The 17,027-nt window shown below is 37.6% G+C and carries 15 protein-coding genes; 7 read left to right on the top strand and 8 right to left on the bottom strand.

Annotation, left to right across the window (positions count from 1 at the left end; genetic code table 11):
- Positions 1-24: 24 nt before the first annotated feature.
- The 4 genes from ANA7108_RS0101465 to ANA7108_RS0101450 all read left to right on the top strand — a co-directional run bounded on the left by ANA7108_RS0101465 (position 25) and on the right by ANA7108_RS0101450 (position 6,203).
- Positions 25-1,653 (top strand): hypothetical protein, encoded by a 1,629-nt coding sequence (locus ANA7108_RS0101465; protein WP_026103922.1) that lies wholly within the window; start codon positions 25-27, stop codon positions 1,651-1,653.
- Positions 1,654-1,707: 54 nt separating this feature from the next.
- Positions 1,708-2,448 carry a hypothetical protein gene (locus ANA7108_RS0101460; protein WP_016948977.1) on the top strand — a complete coding sequence of 247 codons (741 nt, stop codon included), beginning with the start codon at positions 1,708-1,710 and terminating at the stop codon, positions 2,446-2,448.
- An 81-nt stretch (positions 2,449-2,529) separates the two neighbouring features.
- Positions 2,530-5,442, top strand: a complete 2,913-nt coding sequence (locus tag ANA7108_RS0101455) for a filamentous hemagglutinin N-terminal domain-containing protein (RefSeq protein WP_016948976.1) — start codon at positions 2,530-2,532, stop codon at positions 5,440-5,442.
- A gap of 179 nt (positions 5,443-5,621) precedes the next feature.
- Positions 5,622-6,203 (top strand): Npun_F5749 family FMN-dependent PPOX-type flavoprotein, encoded by a 582-nt coding sequence (locus tag ANA7108_RS0101450; protein WP_016948975.1) that lies wholly within the window; start codon positions 5,622-5,624, stop codon positions 6,201-6,203.
- Positions 6,204-6,276: 73 nt separating this feature from the next.
- On the opposite strand, the gene cysE is transcribed toward ANA7108_RS0101450, so the two are convergent.
- From cysE to ANA7108_RS0101435, 3 genes are all read right to left on the bottom strand, one after another.
- Positions 6,277-7,029 (bottom strand): serine O-acetyltransferase, encoded by a 753-nt coding sequence (gene cysE, locus ANA7108_RS0101445; RefSeq protein WP_016948974.1) that lies wholly within the window; start codon positions 7,027-7,029, stop codon positions 6,277-6,279.
- Between the two features lie 309 nt (positions 7,030-7,338).
- On the bottom strand, positions 7,339-7,824 hold the full coding sequence (locus ANA7108_RS0101440; RefSeq protein WP_016948973.1) for a hypothetical protein: 486 nt from the start codon (positions 7,822-7,824) through the stop codon (positions 7,339-7,341).
- 319 nt (positions 7,825-8,143) lie between these two features.
- Positions 8,144-9,823, bottom strand: a complete 1,680-nt coding sequence (locus ANA7108_RS0101435; protein ID WP_016948972.1) for a DUF3352 domain-containing protein — start codon at positions 9,821-9,823, stop codon at positions 8,144-8,146.
- A gap of 127 nt (positions 9,824-9,950) precedes the next feature.
- Between ANA7108_RS0101435 and ANA7108_RS0101430 the strand changes: the two genes are divergently transcribed.
- From ANA7108_RS0101430 to ANA7108_RS0101420, 3 genes are all read left to right on the top strand, one after another.
- Complete coding sequence (locus ANA7108_RS0101430; RefSeq protein ID WP_016948971.1) at positions 9,951-10,298, top strand: rhodanese-like domain-containing protein; 348 nt, start codon at positions 9,951-9,953, stop codon at positions 10,296-10,298.
- A 383-nt stretch (positions 10,299-10,681) separates the two neighbouring features.
- Positions 10,682-11,821 (top strand): heat-inducible transcriptional repressor HrcA, encoded by a 1,140-nt coding sequence (gene hrcA / locus ANA7108_RS0101425; RefSeq protein ID WP_016948970.1) that lies wholly within the window; start codon positions 10,682-10,684, stop codon positions 11,819-11,821.
- Positions 11,822-11,833: 12 nt separating this feature from the next.
- On the top strand, positions 11,834-12,484 hold the full coding sequence (locus tag ANA7108_RS0101420; RefSeq protein ID WP_016948969.1) for a hypothetical protein: 651 nt from the start codon (positions 11,834-11,836) through the stop codon (positions 12,482-12,484).
- A 620-nt stretch (positions 12,485-13,104) separates the two neighbouring features.
- On the opposite strand, the gene crtW is transcribed toward ANA7108_RS0101420, so the two are convergent.
- From crtW to ANA7108_RS0101390, 5 genes are all read right to left on the bottom strand, one after another.
- On the bottom strand, positions 13,105-13,851 hold the full coding sequence (gene crtW / locus ANA7108_RS0101415) for a beta-carotene ketolase CrtW (RefSeq protein ID WP_016948968.1): 747 nt from the start codon (positions 13,849-13,851) through the stop codon (positions 13,105-13,107).
- Between the two features lie 367 nt (positions 13,852-14,218).
- Positions 14,219-14,668 (bottom strand): SRPBCC family protein, encoded by a 450-nt coding sequence (locus tag ANA7108_RS0101405; protein ID WP_016948966.1) that lies wholly within the window; start codon positions 14,666-14,668, stop codon positions 14,219-14,221.
- 19 nt (positions 14,669-14,687) lie between these two features.
- Positions 14,688-14,876: a CPXCG motif-containing cysteine-rich protein gene (locus ANA7108_RS0101400; RefSeq protein WP_016948965.1), complete on the bottom strand. Its 189-nt coding sequence runs from the start codon at positions 14,874-14,876 to the stop codon at positions 14,688-14,690.
- Positions 14,877-14,922: 46 nt separating this feature from the next.
- On the bottom strand, positions 14,923-16,554 hold the full coding sequence (locus ANA7108_RS0101395) for a radical SAM protein (RefSeq protein WP_026103921.1): 1,632 nt from the start codon (positions 16,552-16,554) through the stop codon (positions 14,923-14,925).
- Between the two features lie 102 nt (positions 16,555-16,656).
- Entirely contained in the window at positions 16,657-16,911 is a 255-nt protein-coding gene (locus tag ANA7108_RS0101390; RefSeq protein WP_016948963.1) for a SemiSWEET transporter, read from the bottom strand.
- Positions 16,912-17,027 lie beyond the last annotated feature (116 nt).

The raw sequence follows: 17,027 nt of genomic DNA, 5'->3' as shown, positions 1-17,027 counted from the left end.
CCTGCACTACCAAAGGTAATTTTTATGCCACCACTACCACCTTACTTAATTTTTATCACTCTTTTTCTGGTTATCATCCCATCTATAGTTACTATTATTCTTCGCATATCTCTTTACCGCTATTTGATAGTTTTAACTAATAAAGTCCAAAGATTAATCAAGACAGGAGTAAGGGGAGAACAACCGAAAATTGTTGAAATATTAGAAGATAGATTTCAGCAAGCTAGTAAACAATTAGAACAGGTAAATACAGGAGCATTAATAGATCAAATTTATAGTCAGGAAAAAATTAAGGGATTTACCTGTGAACAAATAGATTATTTATGTCGGATTCTGCCAAATTTACTGTTAGCGTTTGGATTACTGGGAACTTTTTTAGGTATCACCATTAATTTATCTACCCTTAGTCAAACGATTAATCAAACTAATGCTAATGATGTCAGCAATTTAGTTACTGAATTAAAGAAACCATTAGAAGGAATGAGTATTGCATTTACTACTAGTTTAACAGGACTATTTTTCAGTGCTTTGTTAACAGTAGTCAATTTTATATTTAATGCTGGACTTGCTAAATATCGGCTGATTAGTTCTTTAGAAGATTATTTAGATAATATTTATCTTCCTGAAGTCCAAGGTGATGCTCGTCTTGATAGAATAGTGAATAGAATGGTATCCCAGCAGGATGAATTTTTAACAAATTTTGGCGAAACAGTGCGCGAAGCTGTGGAACAATCTATGGGAAAAGTAGCACAACAAATTGCTGACGGAAATAAAGAAACTACAGATTTAGCTAGACAAGTTTATGAAAAATTTACAGACGCTGCTGGAACTATATCTCGTGCTGCTTATGAGTTTGAAAATTCAATGTCAGAATTAAATGCAACATCTCAAATATTTAAACAGTCCGCTGAAACTTTTAATCAAAGTCAGTTTCCTCTACAATTATCATTAGCTACAGTAGATTTGAGTAATACACAGCAAAAATTTTCCCAGTCAGCTGCAAGTTTAGCCACAACAACAGAATTGATTCAAACTGTTTTAATTGAAGTTCAGAACTGTAGTTATGCTTTAATGACTTTAGCAAATGATATCAAGAGTATTAATCAAAGTTCAATTCAAGTATTAGATTTACATCAATCTAACCAAAATTATCTTGGTGAAATTATTCCTCAACTTCAGAAAGGAGCTAACAGTTATCAAAAAGCGGTGAAAAAACTGGATGATTTAGAGCAGAGGGTGAGTGATAAAGTTAATAGTTTGGGTGAATTAATAACCGTTATCAATCAGTTGTTAGAAACTGGGAAAACACACATATCGGAAGTTAATTTTACCATTGCCAGTGTATCTAATCAATTAGATAGTAATAATCAACAAATTCAAACTTTTGTAAATAATATTGAAACCTATGTCCACCAATTTAGCCTGGAATTTGCTAACCTTCAATCAGATTTGATGAAATCATTACAAAATAATAATTCTCAACTGATTTCCGAGTACCAAACTGTTAGTAATACCATGATTAAAGGAATTGATAAACAAACAGGTATCAATACCCAAGGTTTTCAAAGGATTATCGCTAATCTTCAGGAATGTAATAAAAATCTTTATGATACGAAAAATTCTATTGCTAGATTCAAACAAGAAATTGAATAGCTAAGTAAATCAGATTGATTAGAAATGATTCATATTCACAAACACATTTAACTTATGGCTCGTCGTTCACGATATACTGAACATAATGAAGATTTAAATGTTTGGCAAGCATTTACTGATTTGATGTCTAATGCGTTTATGATATTAGTTTTATTTTTATTTCTAACTATTATCATATCACAAATTACTAAAGATCAAAATAAACCTGTTAAAAATTCAGTTAATTTAGCTGTAAAAATCAAACAATTAGAGCAACAAGTAAAATATTTGCAAACCCAAATCAAGCAAAAAAAACAATCAACAGATACACCACCAATCATAATCATAAAAGATCAAGGAGATTATAGATTTGCTTCCGGTAGCGCAGAAATGCCCCCAAAAATGTCAAATTACATCTTGCAACAAATAGTACCAGAAATAGAAACTAGAACTAAACAATATGGTATTAATGTTATAGAAATAATTGGACACACTGACGGACAACCTAATGGTAATGTAGTCAGTAATTTAGATGTAAATTTAGAAAAAGTAGCTAGTGGTAGTTTATCAGTAGGTAAACTACAAGCAGCTTCTAATGCTGATTTAGGATTAATGCGTGCTTTGTCAGTTGTCCAGGTATTGCGTGATATTCAAAAAAAGGAAGGTAGACTGCGAGGACTCTCATTTCGTGCTTATTCTGCGGCACAGTTAATATTACCAAATGGACAATTTGCAGGGATAGCCCGTACAGACGATGTGAAACGACGAAGAATTGAAATCCGTTTTACTCGCTTGGGAAATGTGACTTCATTTTAGACAACCTTAAATAACAGTTGGGATTGAATATATATAATCAAATTGATATCAATATATCAATATTTAAAACAACTTAAGCAAATGACTAAAAAATCTTTCTTTTTATTTTTTATCTATTTCCTGATTCCCTTTCCAGCTTTAGCGCAAATCATCCCAGATGATACTCTAGGTTCAGAAAAATCCCAGATTATCAATAATTCACTATCTGATAATATTGCAGGGGGAGCAATTCGTAGTTCTAGCTTATTTCATAGTTTCCAAGAATTCAATGTTGGTGAAGGAAAAGCAGTTTATTTCACAAATCCTCATAATATCACCAATATCTTTACCCGCGTGACAGGTAGTAATCCTAGCAATATTTTGGGAACATTAGGAGTTTTGGGAAATGCTAATTTATTTTTATTAAATCCCCAAGGAATTGTTTTTGGAAAAAATGCCCAATTAGATTTACGGGGTTCATTTTTTGCTTCTACAGCCGACAGTGTGGTATTTAATAACGGCTTTGAATTTAGTAGTAATAATCCTCAAACACCTCTATTAACTGTGAATATTCCTGTGGGGTTGAGATTTAGAGATCATCCGGGGACAATTATTAATCAATCACAAGCTATAGGAATATTAAATTTACCTCCCTTACCTGAAACTATCCCTATAGATAATCATCTTGGTTTCGCTGTAGATGATGGTCAAACTTTAGCATTACTTGGTGGGAATATTCAACTTGACAATGGTAATTTAACTGCTAATAACGGACAAATTATTTTGGGTAGTGTAGCTAGTTCTGGCTTAGTTAATTTGAGTTTTACTCCGCAAAATGTCACTGTCAATTATGATAATATTCAAAATTTTGGCAATATTCAAATAACCAATAATTCACTGATTAATACCAGCGGTATTGGTGGTGGTCAAATAAACTTACAAGGTGATAATCTTCTTTTAAATAGTTCCCAAATTTTTGCCTTAACCCTAGGAAATTTACCTGGAAAAGGCATAAATATCAATGCTCAAAAATTTCGCGCTCAGGAAGGATCAAAAATATCCACTACAACCTATGGTGAGGGTGCAGGAGGGGCTTTAAATATTCGCACTAAAGAGGCTGTAGAATTCAGTGGTGTGGGGTTTCCTAGTCTGCAAAACTTGATAGCTACATATCTAATTACTGGAATAATAAATACTTTTGATTTACCAATTGTTTTGAGTAGTAGTACCTTTAGTACAGGTCTTGCTGGAAACATGACAATTGATACTGGCAATTTATTATTAGAAAATGGAGTAGCCATAGGAGGTGGAACTTATAGCTCTCAAAATGGGGGAGAACTCAACATCCATGCCAAGGTTGTAGAATTAGTTAGTTCTGGAATTAATAGCGGTAATCTACGCGGAAGTACTGGTACAGGAGGAGACATTTCTATTAATTCAGAACAGTTGATAGTGCGTGACGGTTCTAGTTTGGCTAGTTTAAATCGTGGTGAAGGGGTATCAGGAAATATCAATATTCAAGCCTCTGAATCAGTAGAAGTATTACGTACTCCGGCTGGAAGTGTTTCACAAACCCTAATTGGGACAACTTCTTTTGGTGCAACTGGCAAAGCTGGGGATATTACTATTGATACTAAACGATTACTGATTTCTGAAGGTGCGGGAATTACCTTAACCAGTGGTGTGGCTATCGGTAATGTTCTCCTGAATTCGACGGGGGGACTGGGAGGGAATTTAACAATTAAAGCCACGGAATCGGTAGAACTGAGTGGTGTTTCTGGGGTTTTAGCTAACGGGGGAAAGAGTGTTAGTTTTCTCAGTGCTGACACTTATACTAACAGTCGCGGAGGTGATATTTACCTTTCTACACCTCTGCTGACTCTTGAGAATGGGGGGATAATTTCGGCAGCTTCTTTAGGTAAAGGTGATGCCGGAAATATTACCATTGATGCTGGGCGTGTCCAGCTTTTAGGGATTCAGAATCCAGGGGAATTAAATAGTAGAATCCAAGCTTCTGTGGGGATTGTCGGTGATTTCACTAATGCCAACGCTACAGCAAATGCAGGTTCATTAGATCTCAATGTTCAGCAATTACTTGTGCAGAATGAGTCCACAATTAATGTGCAGGGTTTAGGAACAGGGAAAGCTGGGAGTATTAATATTGTTGCTGATGCGATCGCTCTCAATCACAAAGGTAGCATTAATGGTAGTACCGAAGCAGGTGGTGGCGGAAACATTAACATCACTGCGAAAGATATACAATTACGTCAAGCCAGTACCATCACAACCGATGCTGGTAGTTTTGACGGCGGTAACATCAATATCAATAGTGACATCCTCTTAGCATTTCCCCAGGAAAATAGCGACATCACAGCCAATGCTCGTACAGCCCAAGGTGGTAAAGTTACGGTTAATGTCCCAAATATATTTGGTTTTACAGCAGTTAGTCGAGAACAAGTTAGAGAGCGTTTAGGACTGACCGATGACCAATTTGCTACTTTACAGGTCAGTCCCACATCTCTACTGACTACAAGTGACATCGCTGCTATTTCTCAAGTATCAGGTGCTTCTTTACAAGGCACTGTTACTTTTAGCACCTCTGGGGTAAATCCCGCCCAAGGATTAGTAGAAATCCCCCAAAATGTCGTTGATCCTAATACTTTAATTGCTGCTAATCCCTGCACAAGAGGGGCAGGAAGCGAATTTTCTATTACTGGAAGGGGAGGAGTACCACCAAGTCCTAATGATGCTCTAAGCGGTAATTATCAGCAGTTTGCTTGGGTGGAGGCAGAAGGTGATAGGGAACAGGTGACAGGTGACAGAAGAAATATAGAGGAAGGAAATAAGAAAGAGATGATAGCAAATTCTTCTTTACTCTCACCTTCTACTGAAGTTGTGCTGGCGAGGGGTTGGGTAATGAATGAAAAGGGAGAAGTGACACTTTTGGCTTATGAACCTACAGGTCAATTTTCTCAACGTTCTTGGCGGCCTATATCTAATTGTCAGCCGCAATGAAGAATATTAGAGATGATTTTTGGTGGAGATTGCTGGCAATAATGCGGATTACCGTACAATTAATAAGACTCCTACTAATACCAATTTTATCTGAGGTTGCACATAATTCTGAAATCCATTGATTTATCTGTCTTTATCCGCGTTTATCTGCGTGCATCCGCGTTCAATCTCAATTAAAAATGTCTCTCGCACCTTGGCGAACTATTATTAATCATGCCCTTCATCGTAATCGTAGCCTTGTTTATGCTCGTTACTTACAACTAGCAACGGTTAGGGAAAATGGTTTTCCTGCTAATCGTACCGTTGTTTTTCGGGGCTTTCTAGACGACACCAACCAGATCAAATTTATTACCGATATCCGTAGTGCAAAAGCTGAACAAATATCAAAACAGTCAGCAGCGGAAGTTTGTTGGTATTTTCCTAAAACAAGAGAACAATTTCGGATTACTGGAGAATTAACTTTGGTAACTGCTGATTCTCACTTAGATTTACAACCTGCGAGAATCAAAATGTGGCAAGAATTGAGTGATGCCGCTAGGTTACAATTTGTTTGGCCTACTCCTGGTGATCTGAGAGTACAAACACCAGAAGCTTTTACACCACCACCACCAGACACTATTCAACCAGGAGAAAATTTTTGTTTATTATTACTTGAACCAGTACAAGTAGATCATTTAGAATTGCGGGGTGAGCCACAAAATAGATGGGTTTATCACCGCAATGAAAACCAAGAATGGTTGACTGAAGCCATAAACCCGTAATTTTAATTTTTGGTGTTCAACAGGAAGTAGAATGTAATACGGTTTTCGTACCCTCTACTCCCTTGTCTCTTTTCTATATTCCTGCACCATCAAAGAATTCCTGAATCTTTTTATCTCTGAGATTACAAAAGTTGTGTTCTTTTGGTAATTGATTTTCTTGAATGAATTGACCGACTAAAACCGGAGTTTTTGCAGGGGTTTGCAGAGATTGGATTTGTTCTTCTAGTGCTTCAATGCGATCAACTAAGGCACGAATTACTTGAGCTTCTGAATCCGGTAAATTGCTGTGTTCTAGAGGTGCAACCCGCACTCCCGAACGGTAGATGATACGTCCAGGTACGCCGACAACTGTACAGCTAGATGGTACATTTCTTAACACGACTGAACCAGCACCAATGCGGACATTATCACCAATTTCGATATTTCCTAAAACTTTTGCACCTGCACCAACGACAACATTTTCGCCTAATGTGGGGTGACGTTTGCCGCTTTCTTTACCTGTTCCCCCTAGGGTGACACCTTGATAAATCAGCGCGTAGTTGCCGATAATGGCTGTTTCCCCAATTACTACTCCCATTCCGTGGTCAATAAAGACTCCTTGACCAATTACAGCCCCTGGGTGAATTTCAATACCGGTTAAAAACCGCGCCATGTGAGAAATCAAGCGGGGAAAAAAGGGAATACCAATACTACGCAACCAGTGAGCAAAGCGGTGAAATATGAGGACTTGCAAACCTGGATAGCAAAACAAGACCTCCAACCAATTCCGGGCAGCTGGGTCACGTTCAAAGATGATGCGAAAATCGGCACGTAGTATAGAGAGCATCGAGATAGTACCCTTGGACAGCATAGCGAGCTACTTTCCCATTTTACAGTTACTTGGGAACTAAGGAATTAAGAAGATGGGAAGACGCGGGGACGCGGGGAGATGGGGGGACGCGGGGAGATGGAGACGCGGGGATAGGGAGACGCGGAGATGGGGAGACACGGAGACACGGGGACAGGGAAAAACTTAATTACCAATCACCAATTACCAATCACCAATCACCAATCACCAATTACCAATCACCAATTACCAATCACCAATTACCAATTACCAATCACCAATCACCAATCACCAATCACCAATCACCAATTATTGCTCTACTGTCAAAGTGTAGTTACGTTTGAGTCCAGGATAAAATGTACCTACCCAAATCAAATAAGTGCCACTTCTCCATTGCTTATCAATCACACTTGCATCTTTATTTCTACCAGTGTCATCTCCACAACGGATAATCCCATCGTCTCGACCTTTAATGAACAACGTTGTATCAACACCACTGTTGATTAATATTTTCAGGTTGTCAAAGTCTTTTTCTAAAACGAGGATGTGATCAGGATTTGGATCTCCAAACCCAATACAAACTTTTTTATCCCGATCACGGTTGCTCATTGCAGATAAGGAATAAGAACCCCCTGTATAGCCAATTCCTTTTCCTTTTACTGGTTCAAAACCTGGTGATAGTTTGATAGTTCCAAAATTTGCTGTCTGGGCTGCTACGGGTGTAACTATCATAGCGGTCATCATAGCCAATAACCAGCTACCTCGAAATTGAAGCCAGAAGCGAAAATTTTTCATGCTATCCTTCCCAGATAATTTTTTTGTGACTGTATCTACTAATTTTATGTACAAAAGATCAAAAGATCAATTTGGTACTATCTGCATCACTTCTACGTATGATGCAAATAGCATTTTTGATTTAGTAAATATTCAGAAACTCTGCTTCTCAACCCATCTAATTTGAGTTGAACAGGACTTACGCAACTGGCACATTGGTAGGGTGCGTCAGACTGCATAAATCCTGCAAATAACTAGATTATTGATATCTGACGCACCCTACAACAGATTTTGAGTGTGACACGCAGCTTTAGTCCTATTGAAGATGAAAATAGAGAAATTAAGAGCGATGAAGCTGAAAGAATGCGCCACCTTTTAATGTCCCTGACTCACGGCTATAACTACTAACTGTAAGCGATCGCAGATTCTTAAATAGTGGTTTGCCTAAAACTTCCACGAATTTAAGTAAGGGAAGCTGACGTTCCAGAAGTTTGTGGCTTTTTTTCCAGTCAATATAGATATAGCCTTGGTTGATGTGGGGAATAGCGCTGATTGTATCTTGAAATTTGGGATTATCAATTAAGGATTTTTCCTTGCTAGTCAAGACTTTATCCATCGTCTTTAAGTCAGAGGTAAAAATCTCATAATTACCCTGGTTTGTATGCACTCCCTGAATTTTGGCCTCGACGCTAAGGGCTAATTCATCCTGACTAATGGCTTTTAATTCTGTCCAAGCATAAACTGTTTGCTGTTTGAGGCTGAGGGAACTCACATTTAAGCCTTTGCTACTGGCTATTTTATCTAAACGAGCTATACCTTCTACTAACTGGGGTGTTTTTTCCACCACAAACACCCAATTGGGGGTGGCATTTCCTTCTTTGGGTAAAATTGCGCTATCTTCAGTGAGGGTGGCGATCGCATATTCTCCCACTACCCAACTAAAAATATCCTCACTAAAATTTACACCCCAATCTTTCTCTACATCTACCAAAGGTTTTAACCAGCGAGAAATAGCCTCTGCTGATGAACCATATATTGTTGCTGTTCCCTGTCTCCACAGTTTTGCTAAATCGCTGTTAGGTAAATTATTCAAATTCGCCCCAGAAATTACCAAACCTGCTGATGCTGGAATATAATCTAATGCTCCCACAGGTTTAGATAGTGATGGAGATGAGGAGGTAACTTCTGTAGATGTCAAAAATGTGCTTTCTACCAGCAATCCTTGGGGATTTAAAACTAAAGATAGAATTTGACTACTATAAGTAGATTCTGCCAGTTCTAACCCTTGCCAATTGGCAACTTCAGGCAGATTTAAGAAAGTTACAGCTACAGCATCTTGATGTATTTGTTGAGTAGCTTTTTGATATTCGGGAGAACTTGTTAAATTCAAATCCGGTGCTTGGACGTTATTAATAGCTTCTCGCAGCACTTGAGCATCATTAGCAAATAACACAAACTTATCAACAACCGTACCAGCTAAAGAAGTTTGAATTGGCGCTGTTGCTGATGTTTCTTGGGTGTCATACAGTAACTTTACACCTTTGTATTGTTCAACAGCTAAATTAGCCCCAGCTAAAGACCGTTTGGAAAACAACAACTCGATTAACTCACGGCTTTGGGCTGGATTATCTGTTGCCAGTGCCATCAGATATCCTGATTGTAGTCCGTTTTCTGGATCGCGGTCTATATCTGGGCTAGTCACAGCCAATGTAATTTCATTTCCCAGCCAAGGTTTAATATCTTCTTGATAATCTATGCTAGTTTTAGCCAATAGATTAGCTTTAATCTGGGAAATTTCTCCTTTTTGCTCCAATCCTGGTAAACCTTCGGGATTTACCAGTAATGACACCATCACAGGTGACAGCTTTGATATGAATACAGCCGCACCAGGTTGAGAGCGAGAAATCACTAGGCCAACCGGACTTTTGGCAAAAAACCAGTAAAAACCAGCAATACTAAACAGTAGCAGGGCGATCGCACCAGCTACTAGGAACCTAAAAAATGAGCTTTGACTGTTCACATTAGACCTAGTAAATGCTCCGTTTTCGATTTTAGGATAGAAGCGCAACTTCTAAGCATTAGAAAACAGGATTTTTCTCATTTTTTCTGTCAACATAAATAATATGAGCATTATTTAGAGTAATTGCATGACAGGTCAATCTTTTATCCAAATTAGCGTAGAGGAACTAGCACAACGTCTAGCTGCTGGTGATTCGGGACTACAGTTGATGGATGTACGAGAACCCCAAGAAGTGGCAATAGCCAGCATTGAGGGCTTTGTTAACCTTCCCCTCAGCGAATTTGCTCAATGGAACGAAGAGGTTTCTACTCGCTTTGACTCGGAAGCTGAAACCCTTGTACTCTGTCATCATGGTGTTCGTTCTGCCCAGATGTGCCAATGGTTAGTGGCGCAAGGATTCACAAATGTTAAAAATATTGGTGGTGGTATTGCTGCCTACTCTATACTAGTAGATCCTTCAGTTCCACAGTATTAGGGATTATATTTGTGAAAAATACGTAGATTGAGCAATGCTTAAACTACTGAAAATTTTTCACAAATGATTGAGGATTCCTTTGGAGTTGGTAAGATAAAGGAGACAAAAGCTAAATCACATATTTGTAACTTAAAATACTGCTTTTGTTAATCTACTGTGAGAGTATACGGTAAAGGATGAGATAATCTTCTCAAGATAGACACTGTAGCAATCAGCAGACTGTCTTGGTAAATACGCTTAAGTAGCGTTTTGCTGGAAATTTTTATTACATAAATATATAATCTGCTATCTTAAACAAATTCATACTGAATATTTTTTAGTGGTAAAAGCCACAACTTTTTTTCAAACTTTGTTTAAAATTTGCCTTCAGTAAAATATCTCCTATGCAAGTCCAACTAACCAATCGACAACAGCATATACTTTGGGCAATTGTACGCCACTATATTGCTACCGCAGAACCTGTTGGTTCCAAGGCTCTAATTGAGGAGTTTGACCTGGGTGTTAGCTCCGCTACAATTCGCAATGTGATGGGAGTTTTAGAAAAATCTGGATTACTTTACCAACCTCACACTTCTGCTGGCAGAATACCTTCTGATTCTGGTTATCGCATTTATGTTGACCAACTGATTACACCTTCTTTGCAAGATGCTACAGGTAGTTGGCTTCTCCGTGCGCGTAGTATTTCCCAAGACAGGGGTACGGAAGCTGTCAATAAAGAGGTAGAAGCTGCATTACAACAACTTCGGCCTGGTGAAGATTGGGGTTTGGAAGCCCTACTGCACGGAGCTGCCCAAATTTTGGCAACTTTGAGTGGCTGTATTACCTTAATTACTATGCCGCAAACCAGTACAGCACAGTTACGACATTTGCAATTAGTGCAAATTGAATCAAGTAAGATTATGCTGATTGTGGTGACTGATGGTTATGAGACACATTCTAAGGTGATGGATTTATTTACAGCGTCATCAGAAACTAAACCAGATCCAGAGGTAATTGATCATGAGTTGCAGATTGTATCTAATTTTTTGAATAGCCATTTAAGAGGCCGCAGTCTGTTGGAATTAGCTCATCTGGACTGGAGTGAATTGGATCAAGAATTTCAACGCTATGGCGAATTCTTGAAAAATTCATTGTTAGAATTAACTCGTCACACTTTTGCACCAGCTACTACACAAATTATGGTGCGGGGTGTAGGAGAAGTTTTGCGTCAACCAGAGTTTTCCCAAGTACATCAAGTACAAACAATTATCCATCTGCTGGAAGAAGAACAAGAACAACTATGGCGGTTAATTTGTGAGGAGCCAGAAACAGAGGATGCAGGTAAGTCAAGGGTGACAGTTCGGATTGGTGCAGAAAATCCATTAGAACCAATTCGCACTTGTACTTTGATTTCTTCTCCCTATCGTCGGGGTTCTGTACCAGTGGGAAGTGTGGGAGTTTTGGGTCCAACAAGGTTAGACTATGAAAGTGCGATCGCTGTTGTAGCCGCAGCCGCAGATTACCTCTCAGAAGCTTTCAGTTAAACTACTTAAATCATGTTCAGAAAAATTGCTTTTGCTTTATTATGGCTAGGATTTATTTCCTACGCCTTTTTATTTGCTCCTCCTGACAATTTCCCAGCAAGTTTAGAGTTAATTAAAAATATTTCTACTGGTGAATGGCAAGGCATTAACCCTTTAGTTATCGCCTTATTTAATATCATGGGTGTATGGCCTTTCATCTACAGCGCCGTTTTATTTATTGATGGTACAGGGCAAAAAATCCCCGCTTGGCCATTTGCTACTGCTTCTTTTGCAGTTGGGGCTTTTGCTATTTTACCATACTTGGTTTTTAGAGCATCAAATCAAGAGTTTGTAGGTAAAAAAAGTCTAATTATCAAACTTTTAGATTCACGGATAAATGGGATTTTATTAACTTTAGGTGCAGGGCTTTTATTTGCCTATGCTTTACAAGGAGACTGGGGGAACTTTGTACAGCAATGGCAAACAAGCCGTTTTATTCATGTCATGAGTTTAGATTTTTGTATGTTGAGTCTATTATTTCCCACTTTACTAGGAGATGATATGACAAGACGTGGTTGGCAGCACAAGCAATTATTTTGGTTATTTGCTGCAATTCCCTTATTTGGGGCTTTAATATATTTGTGTGTGCGTCCATCTTTACCTGAAAATTTACCCACAAACTAAAGCTATTTCTGGCACGCTTGTTGGTTGTAAATGCACTGTATATAGTTACGAACAGGGCGGTTAGGACAACAACTGATATCATGTCCAGTTGAATACTTATCTTTTATACTGACGCTCAAGTTGTAGGGTGCGTCAGACTGCATAAATCCTGCAAATAAACAGATTGTTGATATCTGACGCACCTTACCAATGTGCCAGTTGCGTCAGACTGTATAAATCCTGCAAATAAACAGATTGTTGATATCTGACGCACCCTACCAATGTGCCAGTTGCGTCAGACTGCATAAATTCTGCAAATAAACAGATTGTTGATATCTGACGCACCCTACCAATGTGCCAGTTGCGTAAGTCATGATTTAGACTGACACTCAAGACACGGAGACGCTCTTACGCGGAGAATTTTTTTTGATAAGTGATTAAGCGGACATGATAAGTACCTGAGCAAAATTAATTGACTATTTTCGGAACAAATAAAAATCCCTATAGTGCTTATCTGTTACCTGTTCCCTCTCCTAAATGTACAATTTATTTTGCACGACTACTTATGTTTATAAAACCTAGACACCAAAAGACTCTTCAGACTGTCACCTGTCACCTGCTATAACTACAAAACTAGCCAATTATTCACATTGCTTGTAAATTTTAGGTAGTTGCCACCAAGCTGCATGAGGATATTTATGATGTTCTTCATGATATCCAAAATGATAACAAGTCATAAAAGACAACCAAATAGGACGGTTAATAGTTTGGGCGCGATGAGGTTCAATATAACCATTACTTGGTTCACTGTGGGGTAAGAAAGTACCAAAATAAAATAATTGTAATGAACTTAAAAGCGAAGGAATTACCCAAAAATAAGTTAGATTATTACGAGGCATATCGAAAATGTAAACTAGAATATTATAGATAATAATTAAAGTGATAATTTGCGACCAATTCCAGTAATTCTTCATGAAATAAACATACCAAGCCAAGAAATTTTTGTGTTTACCATCATGGAAATCAGGATCTATTTCACTAGCTGGGTTATGGTGATGCAACCAATGCTTTTTTAAAAGTTTTTGATATGGTAAAAGACCATAAAGAGATAGGCACAAAGAACCAATAAAATGATTAATTTTTGGGTTTTGTGGAAATACTATTCCATGCATAGCATCATGGGCTGTAATAAATAATCCTGTGTATAAAAATGTTTGCCAAAGGATAATAGGAGATAACATTAAAAAATTGACATTGGAGATATCAATAGACATTAAAAAAATCAGGCTAATAGCCCAGATGCTAATAATGACAATAGCAATAAACATCCCTGCTACTGGGTTTAATTTTTTGGTTGGAAACCTAAGTAGTCGTTTGAAGTGAATCATGCTTTTGCACCCGGTAGAATTTCAGTAAAAATCCCTAAAATATAGTCACAGCAGAATAGTCCAACCACTCGAGATAAAAGCCTACAAATGATTAGTGTTTTCGCAGGGGCTAATGTTAATAATCTAAAATATGTAGAAGTATTAAGACACTTTAAGTATTATTGCACAATACAGCCAGAGCAAAAATTGTTTTCTGTTAGGAAGTTAGATTATATATGTGAAATTACTAAGAGGTTTGGTAATATTAAAACCAATCAAATTAAGGTCTATACTGGACGAATAGAGTTATAATGTTGGTAATAGTAGTATTTTAAAGGCTTTACTGAGCCAATGCCTCAAAAATATTAGTATAAATTTTTATTTTAGATTATCGTGATTCGCATTCCCGATTAGTCACATAATGACGATAACGAAACATCGCTTCTAATTGAACTTGTACTAACCAACCACTGAGAAATTCGACACTATCGCCACCAGGCATAGAAAAAGTGATATTATCAGTTAATTTGGTTTTACCATTTTCTAGCTCAAATTCATGGCGATGTACCCAAGATTCAAAGGGACCAGATATCTGTTCATCGGTAAACAGTTTATATTGTTCATATTCAGTATGACGTGCTAACCAAGTCAAAGGTAACAGGCCAAGAAACAAGCGAAATTCTGTAATTGCACCCTCATTTAGTCCCCCCTCACGACGAATTACTTGGATTGGTTGCCAAGGTGGGGTGAGTAGTTGTAGTATGTCTGGTCTTTCATGTAATTTCCAAACTACTTCCACTGGTGCGTCAATAATTGAAGAATGTTTAAATTGCAACATAGAAATAAAAACCTAAAACTTAGCCTTCGTATTCACTATCAATTTCAATATCTAGGGTATCTTCATCAATTCTGACATACAAAATATTAGGACGACAGCAAACTTGACAATCTTCTATATAACTTTGTTGCATTCCTGCACTAAAATCAATAAAAGTTAAATTTGGTTCCCCACAATAAGCACAATAAAATTCAGATGTGTTTTGCATCTCTAACTCCGTGAACCTCTGCGTTTACCTCAGCGAACCTCTGCGTTTATTTCACTTCCGAACCAGAGCGAAAATGACTCATAGCTTCACTCAAATGCTTTATTAGTGTAGACTGAGGTAACGGACCTTGCAAGTGATTCCAAGGTAAAACTTGCTCAGTTGACCAATTAGCGTAAACATAGAAATCTAAATTGGGAATTTGTCCTTTAAGTTGTTTAAAAGCGCGTTTGTAGCTGCCCAAAGAATCACCAAAGTCACGAGTTAACTCTAGCAGAGAAGAGAGTCTGCGATCGCCTCTCGACAACAAAGCTTGTATAATCGACCAATTATAGCTTTCTGGACGAAAATCTATCCCTTGTGGTTTTAGGTTTTTTTGTAAAAACTGTAACCGCTTCTCGGCTTGTTTATTCACACCAAACCATTGAAAAGGCGTATGTGATTTAGGCACAAAGGTACTGCATCCCAGTGTTAACCGCAAACCAGGAGCAGCTTTTTTAACAGTTTGCATCATCGCTACAGTTTCTTCTAAATCTTCCGCTTCTTCTCCTGGAATTCCCGCCATTCCGTATAACTTCAAACTCGATAAACCACCAGCTTTTGCATTTATAGCTGCTTGGATAATTTCATCGTTATATAACTTTTTATTGATGATTTGGCGTAATTTGTCCGAACCACTTTCTATGGCAATGGTAAGCGATCGCGTGTCTCTTTTCGCCAAAGTTTGAGCTAATTTAACCGTTACCGTATTCGTTCTGACTGAGGCCACACTCAAACGAACATCATCATATTTTGGCTGACTAATATAATCTAATAACTCTGTAAATTCAGGATGTTGAGTAACTGAAGCACCTAATAAACCCAGACGATTTGTAACTTTTAAACCCCGTTCAATAGCAGGAATCAAAGAATTTTCTAAACTCGCCGTTCTAAAAGGTAAAGTTAAATAACTCGCTAAACAAAAGCGGCACATTTCTGGACAACTTCGCACTACTTCTACCATAAAAATATTTTCCCATGCTGCTTTTTCGGTAACAACAGTAGAAGCAGAGAGAGTATTTCCTCGGTAAGTTTGCTTTTGGACAACTTCGGGAATTTCAGCCGCAATGGGATTAATAGATTTTATTTCTCCATCTTTTGTTTTATATTCTACATAATATAAACTAGGAATATAAATTCCTGGAACTTGCGCTAATCTTTTTAATTGAGTTTCTTTATCAGCATTTCTAACTTCTTTATAAGCATCAATAAAATTACCCAACAGATTTTCTCCGTCTCCCAATAAAATTACATCAAAAAACTCAGCAAACGGTTCTGGATTCGCTGTGAGAACTGGTCCACCACCAAAAACTAAGGGATGTTGTTTATTACGAAAACTAGCCCGAAGGGGAATTCCTAAAGATTCCAAAAGATTGAAAATATTCACATAATCTAATTCCCAAGACATAGAAAAACCTAAGATTTCCGGCTGTCTAGGAATTTGTTCTTGAGTATCTGTAAATAAGCGACTTACCTGCAAATCATCACGCATAGCTAAAGTCGCCCAAACTACCTGATAGCCAAGGCTAGTTATCCCCACAGTGTACTCATTGGGAAAAGCGAAAATCAGCGGGATAGCATCATTATGGGGGTTTGCAGGGGTAAATAGAAGGCGTTCCGAGTCAAATACAGATGATGTCACAGGTTTATCTAATGCGTTATATATATCTAATTGTAAACTAGATAATAATAAATTTGTAGTTTAGGTTGAGGAAGGAAACCCAAAACACCTACCAATATAATCTTACTTGTATTTTAATTTCAGCCAGAGAATAATAAAATTTAAAAATAAAGTTATACCATTAGCTAAAATAATTGGTAATGCACCAAGAATGATTCCATAGATTAACCATAGAAATAAACCTGACATAAAAGTAATCAGCATAACGAATGAAACATCTTTTGCTGATTTTGTCTTCCATGTTTTAAACATCTGGGGTAAGAAAGCGATTGTTGTTAATAACCCGGCTGCAAATCCTAAAAGCGTGATGAAATCCATGTTTGATATTTTTATAAACGAGTATAATATTACATATTAATATAATATACTCTATTTTCAAAATAAGGGCGGGCAAGATGCCCACCCCACCAGATTTTTATCTAAATACACCACAT

Source organism: Anabaena sp. PCC 7108, from assembly GCF_000332135.1.
GTDB lineage: Bacteria > Cyanobacteriota > Cyanobacteriia > Cyanobacteriales > Nostocaceae > Anabaena.
Note: the sequence above shows the minus strand (reverse complement) of the source record. Positions and strands in the feature narration are given on the sequence as shown.

Bases quoted from the DNA above. Each gene is read 5' to 3' on its own strand.
- ANA7108_RS0101465 (WP_026103922.1), top strand. From the start codon at position 25: ATGCCACCACTACCACCTTACTTAATTTTTATCACTCTTTTTCTGGTT.
- ANA7108_RS0101460 (WP_016948977.1), top strand. From the start codon at position 1,708: ATGGCTCGTCGTTCACGATATACTGAACATAATGAAGATTTAAATGTT.
- ANA7108_RS0101455 (WP_016948976.1), top strand. From the start codon at position 2,530: ATGACTAAAAAATCTTTCTTTTTATTTTTTATCTATTTCCTGATTCCC.
- ANA7108_RS0101450 (WP_016948975.1), top strand. From the start codon at position 5,622: ATGTCTCTCGCACCTTGGCGAACTATTATTAATCATGCCCTTCATCGT.
- cysE (WP_016948974.1), bottom strand. From the start codon at position 7,029: ATGCTCTCTATACTACGTGCCGATTTTCGCATCATCTTTGAACGTGAC.
- ANA7108_RS0101440 (WP_016948973.1), bottom strand. From the start codon at position 7,824: ATGAAAAATTTTCGCTTCTGGCTTCAATTTCGAGGTAGCTGGTTATTG.
- ANA7108_RS0101430 (WP_016948971.1), top strand. From the start codon at position 9,951: ATGACAGGTCAATCTTTTATCCAAATTAGCGTAGAGGAACTAGCACAA.
- hrcA (WP_016948970.1), top strand. From the start codon at position 10,682: ATGCAAGTCCAACTAACCAATCGACAACAGCATATACTTTGGGCAATT.
- ANA7108_RS0101420 (WP_016948969.1), top strand. From the start codon at position 11,834: ATGTTCAGAAAAATTGCTTTTGCTTTATTATGGCTAGGATTTATTTCC.
- crtW (WP_016948968.1), bottom strand. From the start codon at position 13,851: ATGATTCACTTCAAACGACTACTTAGGTTTCCAACCAAAAAATTAAAC.
- ANA7108_RS0101405 (WP_016948966.1), bottom strand. From the start codon at position 14,668: ATGTTGCAATTTAAACATTCTTCAATTATTGACGCACCAGTGGAAGTA.
- ANA7108_RS0101400 (WP_016948965.1), bottom strand. From the start codon at position 14,876: ATGCAAAACACATCTGAATTTTATTGTGCTTATTGTGGGGAACCAAAT.
- ANA7108_RS0101390 (WP_016948963.1), bottom strand. From the start codon at position 16,911: ATGGATTTCATCACGCTTTTAGGATTTGCAGCCGGGTTATTAACAACA.